This is a genomic window from Streptomyces sp. NPDC028722 (assembly GCF_040637655.1).
GTDB lineage: Bacteria > Actinomycetota > Actinomycetes > Streptomycetales > Streptomycetaceae > Streptomyces.
On record NZ_JBEZWU010000005.1, the window covers coordinates 313,203 to 329,987 of the forward strand.

15 protein-coding genes are annotated in these 16,785 nt (G+C 70.7%); 1 reads left to right on the forward strand and 14 read right to left on the reverse strand.

The genetic code is table 11. The features are described from left to right. Window positions 1-64: 64 nt before the first annotated feature. Window positions 65-985: an AEC family transporter gene (locus AB0F03_RS11115; RefSeq protein WP_361988912.1), complete on the forward strand. Its 921-nt coding sequence runs from the start codon at window positions 65-67 to the stop codon at window positions 983-985. A gap of 7 nt (window positions 986-992) precedes the next feature. Here AB0F03_RS11115 and AB0F03_RS11120 read toward each other — a convergent pair whose 3' ends face one another. The 14 genes from AB0F03_RS11120 to AB0F03_RS11185 all read right to left on the reverse strand — a co-directional run bounded on the left by AB0F03_RS11120 (window position 993) and on the right by AB0F03_RS11185 (window position 16,783). Beyond that, on the reverse strand, window positions 993-1,577 hold the full coding sequence (locus AB0F03_RS11120) for a Uma2 family endonuclease (RefSeq protein WP_361989146.1): 585 nt from the start codon (window positions 1,575-1,577) through the stop codon (window positions 993-995). Between the two features lie 95 nt (window positions 1,578-1,672). After that, window positions 1,673-2,950: a thymidine phosphorylase gene (locus AB0F03_RS11125; RefSeq protein WP_361989149.1), complete on the reverse strand. Its 1,278-nt coding sequence runs from the start codon at window positions 2,948-2,950 to the stop codon at window positions 1,673-1,675. 78 nt (window positions 2,951-3,028) lie between these two features. Continuing rightward, window positions 3,029-3,436, reverse strand: coding sequence for a cytidine deaminase (locus tag AB0F03_RS11130; protein ID WP_361988915.1), 408 nt, complete (start codon window positions 3,434-3,436; stop codon window positions 3,029-3,031). After that, window positions 3,433-4,719: an ABC transporter permease gene (locus AB0F03_RS11135; RefSeq protein WP_361988918.1), complete on the reverse strand. Its 1,287-nt coding sequence runs from the start codon at window positions 4,717-4,719 to the stop codon at window positions 3,433-3,435. The genes AB0F03_RS11130 and AB0F03_RS11135 overlap by 4 nt, the downstream gene beginning before the upstream one ends. Further along, window positions 4,719-5,843: an ABC transporter permease gene (locus AB0F03_RS11140; RefSeq protein ID WP_361988921.1), complete on the reverse strand. Its 1,125-nt coding sequence runs from the start codon at window positions 5,841-5,843 to the stop codon at window positions 4,719-4,721. Before AB0F03_RS11140 ends, AB0F03_RS11135 begins: the two co-directional genes overlap by 1 nt. Beyond that, window positions 5,840-7,399, reverse strand: a complete 1,560-nt coding sequence (locus AB0F03_RS11145; protein ID WP_361989152.1) for an ABC transporter ATP-binding protein — start codon at window positions 7,397-7,399, stop codon at window positions 5,840-5,842. Before AB0F03_RS11145 ends, AB0F03_RS11140 begins: the two co-directional genes overlap by 4 nt. A gap of 165 nt (window positions 7,400-7,564) precedes the next feature. Next, a complete protein-coding gene (locus AB0F03_RS11150) occupies window positions 7,565-8,617 on the reverse strand; it encodes a BMP family ABC transporter substrate-binding protein (RefSeq protein WP_361988924.1) in 1,053 nt (350 codons plus the stop codon). A gap of 288 nt (window positions 8,618-8,905) precedes the next feature. After that, complete coding sequence (locus tag AB0F03_RS11155) at window positions 8,906-10,141, reverse strand: M20 family metallopeptidase (protein ID WP_361988926.1); 1,236 nt, start codon at window positions 10,139-10,141, stop codon at window positions 8,906-8,908. Window positions 10,142-10,439: 298 nt separating this feature from the next. Further along, entirely contained in the window at window positions 10,440-10,970 is a 531-nt protein-coding gene (locus AB0F03_RS11160; protein WP_361988929.1) for a hypothetical protein, read from the reverse strand. Window positions 10,971-10,985: 15 nt separating this feature from the next. Further along, window positions 10,986-12,806 (reverse strand): alpha/beta hydrolase, encoded by a 1,821-nt coding sequence (locus tag AB0F03_RS11165; protein ID WP_361988932.1) that lies wholly within the window; start codon window positions 12,804-12,806, stop codon window positions 10,986-10,988. 10 nt (window positions 12,807-12,816) lie between these two features. Next, complete coding sequence (locus tag AB0F03_RS11170; RefSeq protein ID WP_361988936.1) at window positions 12,817-13,266, reverse strand: hypothetical protein; 450 nt, start codon at window positions 13,264-13,266, stop codon at window positions 12,817-12,819. A gap of 129 nt (window positions 13,267-13,395) precedes the next feature. Then, window positions 13,396-14,541: a hypothetical protein gene (locus AB0F03_RS11175; RefSeq protein WP_361988939.1), complete on the reverse strand. Its 1,146-nt coding sequence runs from the start codon at window positions 14,539-14,541 to the stop codon at window positions 13,396-13,398. Between the two features lie 46 nt (window positions 14,542-14,587). Then, window positions 14,588-15,526 (reverse strand): N-acetylneuraminate synthase family protein, encoded by a 939-nt coding sequence (locus AB0F03_RS11180; RefSeq protein WP_121787242.1) that lies wholly within the window; start codon window positions 15,524-15,526, stop codon window positions 14,588-14,590. Between the two features lie 12 nt (window positions 15,527-15,538). Next, window positions 15,539-16,783 (reverse strand): N-acylneuraminate cytidylyltransferase, encoded by a 1,245-nt coding sequence (locus AB0F03_RS11185; RefSeq protein WP_361988942.1) that lies wholly within the window; start codon window positions 16,781-16,783, stop codon window positions 15,539-15,541. Window positions 16,784-16,785 lie beyond the last annotated feature (2 nt).

Below are 16,785 nucleotides of genomic sequence, written 5' to 3' on the forward strand. Positions count from 1 at the left end.
ACCGTGGCCAGGGCCGTCGAAGATCACATTGACCGGTCCCCGCTCACCCTTGAGGGTGGGGTTCGTGGTGGGGGTGCTGAGCGGGTTCGCGGTGATCGCGGTCGTCATCGCCGTGGGTTACGCGCTCGGGCGGCGCGGGACGCTCGGCGACCAGGGCGCCGAGGTGCTGACGAGGCTGGCCTTCACGGTGGCCGGCCCGGCACTCCTCTTCACGACCCTCGCGCGCGCCGACCTCTCCGTCCTCTTCTCCAGCCGGCTGCTGGTGACGGCCCTGAGCACGGCCGCGGTGGCCGGGGTCTTCGTGGCGGTCGGTGCGCTGCGGCGCTGGGAGGTGGGCCGTACGACGATCGGCGCGCTGTGCTCCGGCTACGTCAACTCGGGCAACCTCGGCATCCCGATCGCCGCGTACGTGCTCGGCGACGCGTCCTTGGTCGCGCCGGTGCTGCTCTTCCAGGTCGTCCTGGTCACCCCCGTCGCCCTGACGGTCCTGGACCTGTCCGGGGCGGCCGAGAAGGGCACGGTGTGGCGGCGGCTGCTGACCCCGCTGCGCAATCCGATAGCCGTGGGCTCCCTGTCCGGGGTGGTGGTGTCGGCGGCGGGCGGGCAGCTCCCCGGGCCGCTCATGAATCCCCTCACCCTGATCGGGCACATGTCCGTCCCGGCGGCCCTGCTGGCGTTCGGCATGTCGCTGCACGGCAGCGCGGCGCCCGGCCGGGGCCGGGACCGGTACCCGGTCCTGCTGTCGGTGGCGCTGAAGTCGGTGGGCCAGCCGCTGGTCGCCTGGACGCTGGCGGCGGCCGTCTTCGGACTGCGCGGCGCGCCCCTGCTGGACGTCGTGGTCACGTCGGCCCTCCCGGCCGCCCAGAACCTCTTCACGTACGCCAGCCGCTACCGCGTGGCCGAGTCCCTGGCCCGCGAGTCGATCCTGCTGTCGACGGTGGTGTCGGTACCGGTGATGGTGGGCATAGCGGCGGTGCTCGGCTGACACCCGGTCAGTCGACGGGGAACTCGCCGGTGTCGACGGTGATGCCGAACGGCTCCGGCAGCGCGATCGGGTCCCCGAACTTCACCGCGGACAGCACCCGGTAGACCTCACCTTTCGGCTCGCCGTACAGCGTCGCGGTCGGACCTCCCGGGGCCCAGCGATCGATGAGGAGGTAGAGCGGGATGCCGGCGGTGGCGTAGGCGGCGGGTTTGCTGACACGGTCGTGCCGGGCGTTGGACCTGGAGGTCACCTCCACGACGAGTTCGGCGAGGGCGGCGGGAATGTGGGAGTCCGCCTGCACGCATTCCCGGACCGGAGCCACCAACAGGTCCGGGATGAGCATGCCGAGACGCGACGGCACGGCGATGGCCTGCGTCTGGAAAATTTCCAGGTCATCGGGGATCACGGAGTACAGGCGCCGCTGGATGCGGGCCGCGATCACGTTGTGGCGGTACGCGGGAGCAGGTGACACGGTGATGATCCCCTCGATGATCTCCACCTTGCTGCCCTCGGGCCATTCCATCTCCTCCCAGTACCGGACGAGGTCGTCCCAGTTCTGGTCGGGGTCCTGGCTCACGGTGAGTGCGCCCACGGCGGTCTCCAATCGGTGCGTCACCGATCCCAGCATGCCGAACGGGACCGGCGGAGGTCCACCGGTCCCGTTCACCCGAAGGGGGGAGACGAACGTCAGGCGATGCGCTCCAGCACCACGGGCGTCGCCGTGAAGTCGGTGCCGGGCGCCGCGATGTCGTACGCGCCCGTCACCGCCTGGAGCGCGTAGTCGAAGCGCTCGGGGGTGTCCGTGTGGAGGGTGAGCAGGGGCTGGCCCTCGGTCACCGTGTCGCCGGGCTTGGCGTGCAGTTCCACGCCCGCCGCCGCCTGCACCGGGTCCTCCTTGCGGGCGCGGCCGGCGCCCAGGCGCCAGGCGGCGATGCCGATGTCGTAGGCGTCCAGGCGGGTCAGCACGCCGGTGGAGGGGGCCTTGATGACGTGCTGCTCCTTCGACGTGGGCAGCTCGGCGTCCGGGTCGCCGCCCTGGGCCGCGATCATCCGGCGCCACACGTCCATCGCGGAGCCGTCGGCCAGGGCCTTCGCGGGGTCCGCGTCCTTGATACCGGCCGCGTCGAGCATCTCGCGCGCCAGGGCGACCGTCAGCTCCACGACGTCCGCCGGGCCGCCGCCCGCCAGGACCTCGACCGACTCGCGGACCTCCAGGGCGTTGCCCGCCGTGAGGCCGAGCGGGGTGGACATGTCGGTGAGGAGCGCCACCGTCCGCACGCCGTGGTCCGTGCCGAGGCCGACCATCGTGGACGCCAGCTCGCGGGCGTCGGCCAGCGTCTTCATGAAGGCGCCGGTGCCCACCTTCACGTCCAGGACCAGGCTGCCGGTGCCTTCCGCGATCTTCTTCGACATGATCGAGGAGGCGATCAGCGGGATCGCCTCGACGGTGCCGGTCACGTCCCGCAGGGCGTACAGCTTCTTGTCCGCCGGGGCCAGGCCGTCGCCCGCCGCGCAGATCACCGCGCCGGTGGTGTCGAGGACGTGCAGCATCTCCTCGTTGGAGAGCAGGGCGCGCCAGCCGGGGATCGACTCCAGCTTGTCCAGGGTGCCGCCGGTGTGGCCGAGGCCGCGGCCGGAGAGCTGGGGGACGGCGGCGCCGCAGGCCGCGACCAGCGGGGCCAGGGGCAGGGTGATCTTGTCGCCGACACCACCCGTGGAGTGCTTGTCGGCGGTCGGGCGGGACAGCGCCGAGAAGTCCATGCGCTCACCGGAGGCGATCATGGCCGCGGTCCAGCGGGCGATCTCGCGGCGGTTCATGCCGTTGAGCAGGATCGCCATGGCGAGCGCGGACATCTGCTCGTCGGCGACCTCGCCGCGGGTGTAAGCGTCGATGACCCAGTCGATCTGCTCGTCGCTCAGCTCACCGCGGTCCCGCTTGGTGCGGATGACGGAGATGACGTCCATGGCCATGGCTGATGGCTTCCTTCCGGGAGGTGCGAAGTGCACGGCCCCCCTGAGCGGTTCAGGGGGGCCGTACGGGAGTTACTTGGTGAGATGGTCCGGGCCGAAGGCCTGGGGCAGCATCTCGGCGAGCGGGAGGACGCCCGCGGGGGTGTCGAGCAGCAGGTCCGGGCCGCCGAACTCGTAGAGCAGCTGGCGGCAGCGGCCGCACGGGACCAGCAGGGCGCCGGTGCCGTCCACGCAGGTGAAGTGCGTGAGCCGGCCACCGCCGGTGCGCTGGAGCTGCGAGACCAGGCCGCACTCGGCGCACAGGCCGAGGCCGTAGGAGGCGTTCTCGACGTTGCAGCCGGTGACCGTGCGGCCGTCGTCGACCAGGGCCGCCACACCGACCGGATAGCCGGAGTAGGGGGCGTAGGCGTGGGACATGGCCTCCCGCGCCTCGGCGCGCAGCGCCTCCCAGTCGAACCCGCCGGCCGGTGTCGCCGTCACTTGCCCTGGCCCTTCCGGTAGCGCATGCCGTCCGCCTTCGGCATCCGCAGGCGCTGCGCGGACAGCGACAGCACGAGCAGCGTGACGACGTACGGGGTGGCGCCCACGAAGTCGCTGGGGACCTCGTCGGTGACCAGGTACCAGACCAGGACCAGTGCGGCCATGACGGCGCTGATCACGCCCTGCCACAGGGCCTTCTTGTACAGCTTCCAGCCGGCCAGCAGCGCGAGCAGGACGACCAGCAGCAGGAGCAGGGCGTGGACCGTGACGCCGCCGTTGCGCAGCTGGAGCGCGTCGGAGTAGCCGAACAGGCCAGCCCCCATCGCGAGGCCGCCGGGGCGCCAGTTGCCGAAGATCATGGCCGCGAGGCCGATGTAGCCGCGGCCTCCGGTCTGGCCCTCCAGGTAGGTGTGCGAGGTGACCAGCGCGAGGAACGCGCCGCCGAGGCCGGCGAGGCCGCCGGAGACGGCCACGGCCGCGTACTTGTAGCGGTAGACGTTGACGCCGAGCGACTCCGCGGCGGTGGGGTTCTCACCGCAGGAGCGCAGCCGCAGCCCGAACGGGGTGCGCCACAGCAGCCACCAGCTGCCGACGAACAGCAGCACGGCCAGGAGTGTCACCACGGACAGGTTGGTGATCAGACCGCCGATGATGCCGGCCAGGTCGGAGACCAGGAACCAGTGGTGCTTCTCGACCGACGCGAGGGCGTCCGAGAGACCGGGGAGGGTGACGTCGGGCAGCGAGTCGGCGGGCGGGGACTGCTTGGGGTTGCCGCCCGCCTCCGCGGCCGAGCCGCCGGCGAAGAACAGCTTGGCGAGGTACTGGGTGGCGCCGAGCGCGAGCAGGTTGACGGCGACACCGGAGACGATGTGGTCGACGCCGAAGGTGACGGTGGCGACGGCGTGCACCAGGCCGCCGAGGACACCGAAGCCGATGCCGCACAGCAGGCCGAGCCAGGGGCTGGACTGCCAGCCGATCCAGCCGGCGCCGAAGGTGCCGAGGATCATCATGCCCTCGAGGCCGATGTTGACGACACCGGCCCGCTCGGACCACAGGCCGGCGAGACCGGCGAGGCCGATCGGGACGGCGAGGGCCAGCGCGGCGGCGACCTGTCCGGCGGAGTCGAGCTGGTTGGCGCCGGTGATCACGCGGACCGCGGCGAGGAGCAGCAGCGCACCCGCGACGATCATGAGGGTCAGGCCCAGGGAGCGGCCGGAGCGCCGGGGGGCGCCCGCCGCCCTGGGGGCCGCCGGCGGCGGCGCGTCGGTCATCGTGGCAGTCATCACGCCACCTCCTGCTTCTTCGTCGCGGCGGCCTGGGCGGCGAGTTCGGCGCCCACCTTCTGCTGCTGGCGCTTGAGGCCGTAGCGCCGTACGACCTCGTAGGCGATCACGACGCAGAGGACGATGACGCCCTGGATGACGCCGAGGATCTCCTTGTCGTAGCCCTGGAACTCCAGGTGGTTGGTGGTGCGCTCCAGGAAGCCCCACAGCAGGGCGCCGAGGGCTATGCCGATCGGGTTGTTGCGGCCGAGCAGCGCGATGGCGATGCCGGTGAAGCCGATCCCGCTGGGGAAGCTGTTGTCGTACTGGTGGCTCTCGTTCAGCAGGGTCGGCATGCCGATCAGGCCGGCCACCGCACCCGAGATGATCATGCTGGTGGCGATCATCTTCTTCACCGAGACACCGCTCGCGGAGGCGGCGCTCTCGGACTGGCCCACGGTGCGCAGGTCGAAGCCGAACCGGGTGCGGCCGAGCACGAACCAGTACGCGACACCGACGAGCACGGCGACGACGATGAAGCCGTCCAGGACACCGGCCGGGCCGGTGTCGATGTTGAAGAAGTGCGCGGACGACGGCAGCGGCTTGGTGGACACCAGGGTGCCCGCCTGGTCGAGCTGGCCGAGCTTCCCGGGCTGGAGCAGGTAGCCGATGATCGCGGTGGCGATCGAGTTCAGCATGATGGTCGCGATGACCTCGCTGACACCGCGGGTCACCTTCAGGACGCCGGCGATGGCCGCCCACAGGGCACCGGTCGCCATGGCGCAGATGACGATCAGCGGGATGGCCAGCCAGCCGGGCACGGTGAGCGCCCCGCCGAGGACGGCGGCGACGAACGCGGCGAGCCGGTACTGGCCGTCGACGCCGATGTTGAACAGGTTCATGCGGAAGCCGATGGCCACCGCGACACCCGCCAGGTAGTACGTCGTCGCCTTGTTCAGGATGAAGACCTGGCTGTCGCTGGCGAAGCCGTAGGTCACCATGTCGTGGAAGGCGGGACCGGGGTTCTTGCCGGTCGCGGCGATCACCAGGGCGGTGACGACGAGCGCGGCGACGACCGCCAGCAGCGGCGCCGCGATCCCGAGGAGCAGCCGCTCCTTGTCGATCCGTGAGGTCAGCTTCTTCATCGCGCGTCGTCCTCTGTGTGCTCCAGGTGCCCGGTGGCCGCACCCGTCATGGCGGAGCCCAGCTCTTCGGGGGTGATCGTGGCGGGGTCGGCGTCGGCGACCAGGCGGCCGCGGTACATCACCCGCAGGGTGTCGGAGAGCCCGATCAGCTCGTCGAGGTCGGCGGAGATGAGCAGCACGGCCAGGCCGTCGCGGCGGGCCTCGCGGATGTAGTCCCAGATCGCGGCCTGCGCGCCGACGTCCACACCACGGGTGGGGTGGGCGGCGATGAGCAGCTTGGGGTGGTGGCTCATCTCGCGGCCGACGATCAGCTTCTGCTGGTTGCCGCCGGACAGCGAGGCCGCGGTGACGTCGATGCCGGGGGTGCGCACGTCGTAGGCCTCGACGATGCGCTGGGTGTCGGCGCGCGCCGCCTTGAGGTCGAGCAGCGCGCCGCGCGAGTTGGGCTTCTCGGTGACGTGGCCGAGGATGCGGTTCTCCCACAGCGGTGCTTCCAGCAGCAGGCCGTGGCGGTGGCGGTCCTCGGGGATGTAGCCGATGCCGGCCTCGCGGCGGTCGCGGGTGGGGGCCTGCGAGATGTCGGTGCCGTCGAGACGGACGACGCCGGCGTCGGGCCGGCGCATGCCCATGATCGCCTCGACCAGCTCGGACTGGCCGTTGCCCTCCACGCCGGCGATGCCCAGGACCTCGCCCTTGTGGATGGTGAAGGAGATCTCGTCCAGGATGATCCGCTCGACGCCGTCGAGGTCGGTCTGGGTGAGATGCACGCCGTCCAGCGCCAGCATCGGCACCTCGGTGACCGTGGACTCCTCGGTCTCGGGCGTCGGCAGTTCGCTGCCGACCATCAGCTCGGCGAGCTGCCTGGGCGTGGTGCCCTTCGGTTCGACCGTGCCGACGGTGGTGCCGCGCCGGATGACGGTGATCTCGTCGGCGACGGAGAGCACCTCGCCCAGCTTGTGGGAGATGAAGATGACCGTGAGGCCCTCGGCCTTCAGCTCGCGCAGGTTGGCGAAGAGGGCGTCGACCTCCTGCGGCACCAGGACGGCGGTGGGCTCGTCCAGGATGAGGGTCCGGGCACCGCGGTACAGGACCTTGAGGATCTCCACGCGCTGGCGGTCGGCGACACCGAGTTCCTCGACCAGGGCGTCGGGGCGGACGCCGAGCCCGTAGGCGTCGGAGATCTCGGTGATCCTGGCGCGCGCCCTGCCCCCGATGCCGTGCAGCTTCTCCGCGCCGAGGACGACGTTCTCCAGCACGGTGAGGTTGTCGGCCAGCATGAAGTGCTGGTGCACCATGCCGATGCCGCGGGCGATGGCGTCGCCGGGGTTGTTGAGGACGACCTGTTCGCCGGCGACGGTGATGGTGCCCTCGTCCGGCTGCTGCATGCCGTAGAGGATCTTCATCAGGGTGGACTTGCCGGCGCCGTTCTCACCGCACAGGGCATGGACGGTGCCCGTGCGGACCGTGATGTCGATGTCGCGGTTGGCGACGACGCCGGGGAAACGCTTGGTGATGCCGCGCAGTTCGACGGCAGCGGGAGGGCTGGACGCGTTGATGGCGCACTCTCCTCGGGGAAAGGGGCTGCGGGGAGGGGGCAGGCGTCGGCGACGCTAGCGCGGCAACTCCGTGCTACACGCGTAGAGTTGACACATTGTTATGGCTCGGCCGGGGGCTCCGGGAGGCGCCCCCGCGCCGAGCCTGGGTCCGTGGGACCCGTCAGGTCACGGGGTGGTCTTGACCTTGATCGAGCCGTCGACGATCTTCTTCTTCGCGGCGTCCAGCTTCGCCTGGATGTCGCTGATGAAGCCACCGCTGGTGGCCAGCTTCACGCCGTCCTTGGCGAGCGAGTAGCTGTTGGTGCCGGCCAGCGGCTTGCCGTCGTGCACGGACTTGATGAAGTCGTAGACGCCGACGTCGACGTTCTTGACCATGGAGGTCAGGATCGCGTTCTTGTACTTGGCCAGACCCGGGATGTTGTACTGGTCCGAGTCCACGCCGATGGCCCAGGCGCCCTTCTTGCCGCTGACGGCCTCGATCGCGCCGTTGCCGGAGGAGCCGGCCGCCGTGTAGATGACGTCGGCGCCGTTGTCCAGCATGCCCTGCGCGGCCTCCTTGCCCTTGTCGGGGCTGGCGAAGCCGGAGGTGTCCGAGCCGTGGGACAGGTACTGGGTGTCGACCTTGACCTTGGGGTTCGTGTCCTTGACGCCCTGGACGTAGCCCGCCTCGAACTTCTTGATCAGCGGGACGTCGACACCGCCGACGAAGCCGACGTGCTTCGACTTGGTCTTCAGCGCGGCGGCGACACCGGCCAGGTAGGAGCCCTGCTCCTCGGTGAAGTTGATGCTGTCGACGTTCTTGGCGTCCACGACCGAGTCGACGATGCCGAAGCTGGTCTTCGGGTACTTCGCCGCAACCTTGGCCATCGAGGCGGCGTACGCGTAGCCCACACCCACGACGGGGTTGTAGCCGGCGTCCGCCAGGTCCGACAGGCGCTGCTCCCGGTCGGCCTCGGTGTCGGAGGTCTTGGCGGTCAGCTCCTTGATGTCACCGCCGAACTCCTTCTTGGCCTGGTCGGCACCGCGCGCGGCGGAGTCGTTGAAGGAGCGGTCACCACGGCCGCCGACGTCGAACGCGAGGCCGATCTTGACGCCCTTGCCGTCACCGGAGGACGACGGGCTGTCGTTGTCGGAGGAGGTGCTGCCACAGGCAGTGGCAGTCATTGCGAGTGCTGCGGACGCGATACACGCAGCGGAAAGCTTGGCTACCCGGCGCACGGGAAGGCTCCTTCACCTGACCTGAGCGCCATGTCGGCGCTTGATGTGAGCACCGTGTCGGTGCTCGAGCCGGGACGCCCCTTCGGCGTCGGCTTCGCGGCATCGTAACGCGCGTAGATGTCAGAAAAACACCTCTCGCGAAGCCGTTATCGATTCGAGGCAAACAGTGCCTGAACACGCACTCCCGGCCTTCTCGCGCCGCTGTCGCACGCTGTGCACGAATGGCTTGTATCCGTGTTGCGCCGGGCGGAGCGACCCCCCGGGGGGTCGCTCCGCCCGGTCCCGGGCTCAGCCGCGGGCCGCGCCGGTGTCCAGGAAGGCCGCCGCGGTGAACATCTCCACGCCCACCGTGATCGCGTACTCGTCGGCGTCGAAATCACCCTGGTGCAGGTCACGCACGGTGCGCTCGCCGGGCCGGCGCACGCCGAGGCGGGCCATCGCGCCGGGCACCTGCTCCAGGTACCAGGAGAAGTCCTCGCCGCCGAGGCTCTGCTCGGTGCTCTCCACGGACTTCATGCCGCGCCGGGCGACCATGGCGCGGCGCAGCACCTCGGTGGACTCCCGGTCGTTGACGACGGGCGGCACTCCGCGCACGTAGTTGATCTCGGACTTGGCCCGGTGCAGCGTGGCGACCTCGTCGATGGCCGCGTGCACGATGTCGGGCGCCTGCCGCCAGGCGTCCAGGTCCAGGCAGCGCACGGTCCCGGACAGCTCGGCGTGCTGCGGGATCACGTTCGGGGCGTGCCCCGACTCGATCCGGCCCCAGGTGAGGGCGAGACCGGCGCGGGTGTCGACCCGGCGGGCGATCAGCGCGGGCACGTCGACGGCGACGCGGGCGGCGGCGGTGACCAGGTCGGTGGTCAGGTGGGGGCGGGCGGTGTGGCCGCCGGACCCGTCGAGGGCGATCTCCAGCCGGTCGCAGGCGCTGGTGATCGCGCCGTGCCGCAGACCGATCCGCCCGGCGTCCACCCGGGGGTCGCAGTGCACGGCGAGGATCCGGCTCACGCCCGCCAGCGCGCCGTCCTCGATGGCGCTCAGGGCACCGCCGGGCAGGACCTCCTCGGCGGGCTGGAAGATCAGTCGTACCGGCCGGGGCAGCAGGTCCTTGGCGTGCAGGTCGGCGAGGACGAGGCCGGCACCGAGGACGACGGTCGTGTGGACGTCGTGACCGCAGGCGTGCGCCCGGTCGGGCACGGTCGACCGGTACGGGCAGTCGGCCTTGGTGTCCGGGATGGGCAGGGCGTCGATGTCGGCGCGCAGCGCGAGCAGCGGTACGGCCGGCTGCTCACCCTCCGCGAGCCCGATGTCACAGACGAGTCCGGTTCCGGTGGCGAGGACGCGCGGCTTGAGACCGGCTCGCTCGAGCCGCTCCTTGATCGCGGCGGTGGTGCGGAACTCCTGGTTGCCCAGCTCCGGATGCATGTGCAAGTCGCGCCGGAACGCGACGAGTTCGGCATGCAGGGACTCGCTCAGCACGCCGGGGAGCACATCGCCCGGGAGGCCGGCCTCGGACTCTGAGGACATCAATTGCTTCACCCTCTGAAGGGTAGGACGCCCGGCCGGTCAACTACCCCTCGTTCAACAAAATTTCAGCCCGTCAGGGGAATAAAATCTGACCGTCGGACGCATGGCGGCGGACTCTGGTGGGTAAGACCTCTGTTTCCTCCCTCCACGCATACCACGCATCACCGGTGTCACGCGCGCCATGTCCACGAACCGGACCCCCGCGTGCCCCGGCCCCGACGGACCGCCCGGCCCCTCGCCCGGGCGGTCGCACCTGGCCGGGCGGTCGCCGGCGGAAGGGGCGGAGCCGGGTCCGGCATCAGAAATGTTCGACCTTCTGGCCGTCCGGCACCTGGTAGCAACCGGAGACAACGGTCAGGCTGAGCTTCGGCCGCTCCCTCTTCGACATCTTGGCGATGTGCACGCCGGCCTTCTTCTCGTCGTTGTCGGCGACCAGGACGACGTTCCGGTTCCTGCTGGTGTCCGGCCCGTACTCGACGATCTTCCAGCCGTGCTTCGGCAGCCTCTCCTTGAGGTGCTGCATGGCGGTGTCGAGATCGCTCGGCGACGCGGGGTAGAAGCTCCAGGGGTGGAAAGTCCTGAAGTAGGTTTCGCTGTCCTTGCCGGGGCACTCCTCTACGCCCGCACGGCTGTCGGACGTCTCCCCCTTGACGCCGATCAAGTCGTAGATACCGCTGGATATCTTCTCCAGCGCGTCGGCGGCGTCGTGCGAGGTGCTGGTGCCGGCGTACATGATGTCGTCGGGCTCTTCGTCAGTCATGCTGCATCCGGTCAGGGTGGTGAGGGCGAGGGGCAGGGCAACCGCGTAGGCGCTCAGTCTGATCTTCATGTCAGTGGGTCTCTCCTACTTCACACGCGCCCAGTAACCGGGCGGATCGAAGGTACCGGGCTGCGGCTTCAGCTCCGCGTCGTCGCCCCTCCCGACAACGACCAACGCCTGGTTCAAAAGGCTCTTGGAGCCAGGGGTCCAGTACCCACCGTGGCCATGCGTGTCCGTCGCCATCTGATTGGCGCCGAAGTCCGGATCGCTCGGGATGACGAAGCCGTCCCCGCCGTGGCCGTAGCGGCCGATGTCCGGAACCGGGTCCGAGCCGCCCTCCTCGTTCCACACGTGCCCCTTCGGAACGTCCAGCTCGTCGGCGCCTGACACTTTGACGCCGGGGCTGCCGGCGAAGACGATGTCGTCCGCGTTGAGTGTGCCCTTCTCGGCGGCAGCGCCGATCAGGGTCGTTCCGTACGAATGGCCGATCACAGTACGGTGCGCCGGCGCGTCGCCGGTGTGTGATGCCTCAAGTCCGTCCAGGAACTTGTTGAACGCCGGAGCACCGTCGTAGGCGTAGTGCTCGAACGGCGCGTCCTTGACGACGTCGTCGGGTGCGTCGTAGCCGAGCCAGGTGATCGTGGAGACGGCCTTGCCATCGGCCTCGTTGTCGGCCCGGCGCCAGACATCGGCCATCCGGTCGATATTGCCGCCGATACCGTTCAGATCCGACGTCGTACCAGGCACGTAGACAGCCTGGTGGTCCGCGGTGTCCGGGTTTCCGTTGGCCACGATCGCGCGGCCGTCGTCATCGGCGCTGAATCCCAGCAAGTAGGCCTCGGGAAGTCCCCGTTCACCGGTCTTGTCGAAGCGCTCCTGGATGCTCCTCATGCCGTTGAGCGACTTGGTGAGGTGGTCGTAGCGCTCGCCGTACTTGTTGTACCAGTCCATGTATTCGTCGGTGTGCACCTTGGACGCCCAGCCGTTGGAGGCGATGTAGGTCCACTCGTTCATGGGCGCCTTCGGCATGGAGTCGAGTTCCATCTGGTAGCGGGCGCGGGTCTCGTCGAGGACGACGCGGTTGGCCTCGTCGCGGACCGTGGAGGGCAGACCGTCCAGTTTGCCGACGGAATCGGGCTGGAGGGAGAGCCAGGCCGCCCGCTGGTCGTCGTCGAGGCCCTTCCACCAGCCCGCGTTGTCCTTGGGACTGCCGTCCTTGGGCGGCTGCGGAAGGGAATCGAGGTACTTCTTCCCGGCGTCGCCCACCCCGTCCTGGTCCGACTTCACATCCGACCAGTCCCGGTCCGAGACCGTGAGGTCGTCGTCGGCCTTCAGCGCCCGCAGCTTCGGCGCCCACTTGGCGTCCGCGTCCGCGGCCTCCTTCACCGCATCGCCGATACGGTTCGCGAACCCCACGGCCTTTCCGAAGTTCGGATTGGGGTGCATGTTCACGGCCTGGCGCTCGATCGCCGCCGCCGTCGGGTCGGTCGTGCTGGACGACGGCGACACCGTGCCGCCCTCGGGCACCTTGCCGTCGACCTCCTCGCCGCCGGCCGGGAACGACACCGACCCGTCCGCACCCACCGTGCAGCCGGCCGCCTGTGCGTCCTCCAGCGCCGCCTCCAGCTTCTTCTTGGCCGCGGCCATGTCGAAGGCGAAACCGTTCAGTGCCGTACCGGCCAGCGCGCACTCGGTCTGGATGTAGTGGAAGTCCTTCCCCAGCTCCTTCAGCTCCCGCAGGGCAGCGTCCGCGGCCTCGCCCCTGAGCTGGTTGCGAATGGTCGCCGAGATCTGGTTGTCCACCTCGTCCTTGGCGGTGCCCGCCATGTCGCTCGTGGCCCGGTACCCGTCCGCGGCCTGCTCGTACTCGGTGGGCTTGAGGGCCTTCAGCGTCGCGATGTCCATGACCTGCCCGTCACCGGCCCTTCGGCTGGCCGCCGACAGCCTCGGTGTCCTGGTACCCGGTCCGCAGCTTGTCCAGCTCCGCCTTGACGTCGCCGTCCGACTTCGCCAGGTCATGCCCGGAGCGTTCCATCACCCCGCCGAGTTCACCGGCCCGCCCCTTGACGTCACCGACGTACTTCTTCCACGACTCGTACAGCTCCTTCTGGGCCGCCGCCGATTCGCAGCCGGCGGTGCCACCCAGCCCCGCCTGCCCGTCGTCCAGCTTGCCCAGCGCCGTGCCGATGGCGTCCCGCAGACCCTTGGTGTCCTCACCGGCCTTCGTCCAGGTCTTCTTGTCCGACTTCAGCTTGCCCGAGGCACCGCTGCCACCGGGATCCATCGGCACGTGATTCAGCTGCATGTGGGCGGAACCGCGGGCCGCCGCGTCCGCCTTCAATCGCTCCCACTCGTCCCAGGCCATACGTCTGGTCCTCCCCGTTTCCCCGTCGCCGGCATCCCCCGCCGGCCTCGCCATGCTCGCCATGGAGGAGGAGGAAAATCAAATCGAACCCCCGCGCGGCCCCGGGGTGTTGGGTGTCCCGCGTCGGTGCTAGGCCGGGCTGACCGCCGTCAGGCGGTGGACGTCCCGGGCCGTGCCCGTGACGCCGGACAGGAAGCCCTGGGCCCGGGGTGAGGCGGTGTCCGTGAGCCAGCTGGGGTCGATGTCGCAGACCGCCACGCGGACGCCGGTGCCGGCCAGGGCCAGCGGGAGGGTGTGGACGACCGTCGAGGGGAAGCTGAGGACCGTACGGCCGATCGGGCCGCGGCGGGCGATCAGCTCCAGCGGGAGGTCCGGGCGGACGATCTCCAGGCCGGTCTCGACGGCCAGCCGGTGCAGTTTCTCGGCGCTCTCGCGGCGGTGGGCGAAGTAGCGGGTGGCTCCGTGCGCCTTGGCCAGGTCGCGGACGGCCGTCAGATAGCGGTCGCCGTCCACGACGCCGGTCTCCACCAGGGAGGTGCCGACCAGGTCCGCGCCCTTGGTGATGCGGGGCGGGCCGAAGCGGGCGCGGGTCCAGGCGAAGTCGTTGGCGGTGACGGTGACGCCGTCCGGGGTCTCCGTCACCGGCATGGAGGAGAACACCTCGACCCGGCGGCGCGGGCTGGGGGTGAGGCGGCGGCGGGCCGAGGAGGACACCGGCGCGAACAGCAGGTCGCGGGCGCCCGGACGGCCGCCCTTGCGGTGCCAGCGGACCAGGCGTTCCCCGCGGGCCAGCTGGGCGACGAACTCCATCGTCGCCGTGCCGTCGTCCACGACCACGAGGTCGCGGGCGCGGGTGATGGTCAGCAGGAGCTGTACGTAGCGGGAGAAGGGGTCGCCCATCACGATCCGCTCGGCCCGGCGCAGGGAGCCGGCCAGGCCGCCGATGGTGTGGAAGGGCGCGGTCGTACCGCCCCGCGCCTCCTCCCAGCGCACCCGGTACCCCTCGTCCCGGGCCAGGTCGGCCATGCGGCGCAGCTGGCCCCGGGTCATGGGGTCGGTCGGGGACAGGACGACGAGGGTGAGCTGCGCGCCGGCCGGCGGCACCGGTTCGCCGGCCGGCCCGGCCTGGGTGGGCAGGACCGGCCGGGCCTGCTCGGCGGTGCCGCGCAGGCCGTGGGCGTGCGCCCACTCCAGTACGTTCAGCAGCTGTACCGGGCTCTCCACGAAGGCGAGTGTGTGGGCGGGGTGGCCGGGGTGACCGGCGCGGGGGCTCATCGGCGTACGACCGTCCCGTCGTAGGGCAGTAAGGCGGTCAAGGTGCTCAGACCGAGACCGGCTCGCCCGCCGCCGCGGCGATCTCCGCCTCGGCGACGGCGCCGGCGACGCGGCGCAGCTTCTTCATGGGGCCCAGCTCGGAGTCGTAGACCTTCTTGACGCCGTCGCCGAGGGAGGCCTCGATGGTGCGGATGTCGCGGACCAGGCGGGTCAGGCCCTGGGGCTCGACGGAGGCGGCCTGGTCGGAGCCCCACATGGCGCGGTCGAGGGTGATGTGGCGCTCGACGAAGACGGCGCCGAGGGCGACGGCGGCCAGCGTGGTCTGCAGGCCCGTCTCGTGGCCGGAGTAGCCGATCGGGACGTTCGGGTACTCCTTCTCCAGCGTGTTGATCACGCGGAGGTTCAGCTCCTCGGCCTTGGCCGGGTAGGTGGAGGTGGCGTGGCAGAGGAGGATGTTGTCCGAGCCCAGGACCTCCACGGCGTGGCGGATCTGCTTCGGGGTGGACATGCCGGTGGAGAGGATGACGGTGCGGCCGGTCGCGCGCAGGGCGCGCAGCAGCTCGTCGTCGGTCAGGGAGGCGCTGGCCACCTTGTGGGCGGGGACGTCGAACTTCTCCAGGAAGGCGACGGCCTCGGTGTCCCACGGGGAGGCGAACCAGTCGATGCCCTTCTCCTTGCAGTACTCGTCGATCCGGCGGTACTCGTCCTCGCCGAACTCCACCCGGTGGCGGTAGTCGATGTAGGTCATCCGGCCCCAGGGGGTGTCGCGCTCGATGTCCCACTGGTCGCGCGGGGTGCAGATCTCCGGGGTGCGCTTCTGGAACTTCACGGCGTCGCAGCCGGCCTCGGCGGCCACGTCGATCAGCTTGAGGGCGTTCTCCAGCTCACCGTTGTGGTTGATGCCGATCTCACCGGTGATGTAGACGGGGCGGCCGGGGCCGGCCTCGCGCGAACCGAAAGTGCGCAGACGGGAGTTGGTGCTCATCAGGGGATGTCCTTACTTGGGGAGGGAATCGAGAGAGGGGCCGAGGATCCAGCTGGCGATCTCCCGGATCGCGCCGTCACCGCCGGGGACGGTGGTGACCGCGCGTGCGGCGCCGCGTACGACGTCGTGGGCGCTCGCGACCGCCACGGGCCAGCCGACGAGGGCGAAGCACGGGAGGTCGTTGACGTCGTTGCCGACGTAGAGCACGCGCTCCGGCGCGATGCCCTGCTCCTCGCACCACTGCTTCAGCGCGAGGTCCTTGCGGTCGATGCCGTGCAGCACGGGGACGCGCAGCTTGCGTGCGCGGGCGGCGACGACCGGGTTCTGTTCCGTGGACAGGATCAGCAGTTTCAGGCCGCTCCTGCGGAGGGCCGCGACGCCGAGCCCGTCGCCGCGGTGCACGGCGACGAACTCCCGTCCGTCGGAGTCGATCAGCACCCGGTCGTCGGTCTGGGTGCCGTCGAAGTCGAGTACGACCGCGTCGATGTCGTCGGCGGTGGGCAGCGCGCCGGGCCGGTCCGCGTCGAAGAGCGGGGCGAGGGCGCGGGCGCGGGCCAGGTCGTGCGGGTCGTCGATCTCCAGCACCCGGGCCGGGTCGGTGCGGACCAGCTCGGTACGGCCGAAGAAGCGGTGCTGGTGCGTGCGGAAGCCGGCCGCGTCCATCGCGTAGGCGGCGCCGGTCTCCAGCAAATCCTGGGGGCGGTCCTGGCGGCGGGGGCGGAAGGACTTGTCGTGGTTGACGCCGTGGCCGCCCGTGTCACCGGCGGCGTCCGCGGTGTCCTGGCCGTCCCGCCACACGAAGCCGTGGAAGGCGGCCACGGTGACGGCGGTGTCGGCGCCGGCCTCGGCGACGGCGGCGGCCACCCCGTCGACGTCCTCCCGGACCAGGAACGGGCTGGTGCACTGCACGAGGAGGACCACGTCGACGGCGGCGCCGTGCAGCGCCTCGTGCGTGTCCATGGCGTGCAGGACGGCGGCCTCCGAGGTGGCCGTGTCGCCGGCGATGACGGCCGGCCGCAGCACGACCTCGGCGCCGGCCTCGCGGGCGGCGGCGGCGATGGCCTGGTCGTCGGTGGACACGACGACGTCGGTCACCAGCCGGGCCGCCCGGCACTCGCGCACCGCGCGCGCCACCAGCGGGACACCGCCGACGGGGGCCAGGTTCTTCGCGGGTACGCCCTTGGAGCCGCCGCGCGCGGGGATCACCGCGAGCACCCGGCGGACCGGGGCGCCCGGGCCCGCTTCCGAGTGGGACATGA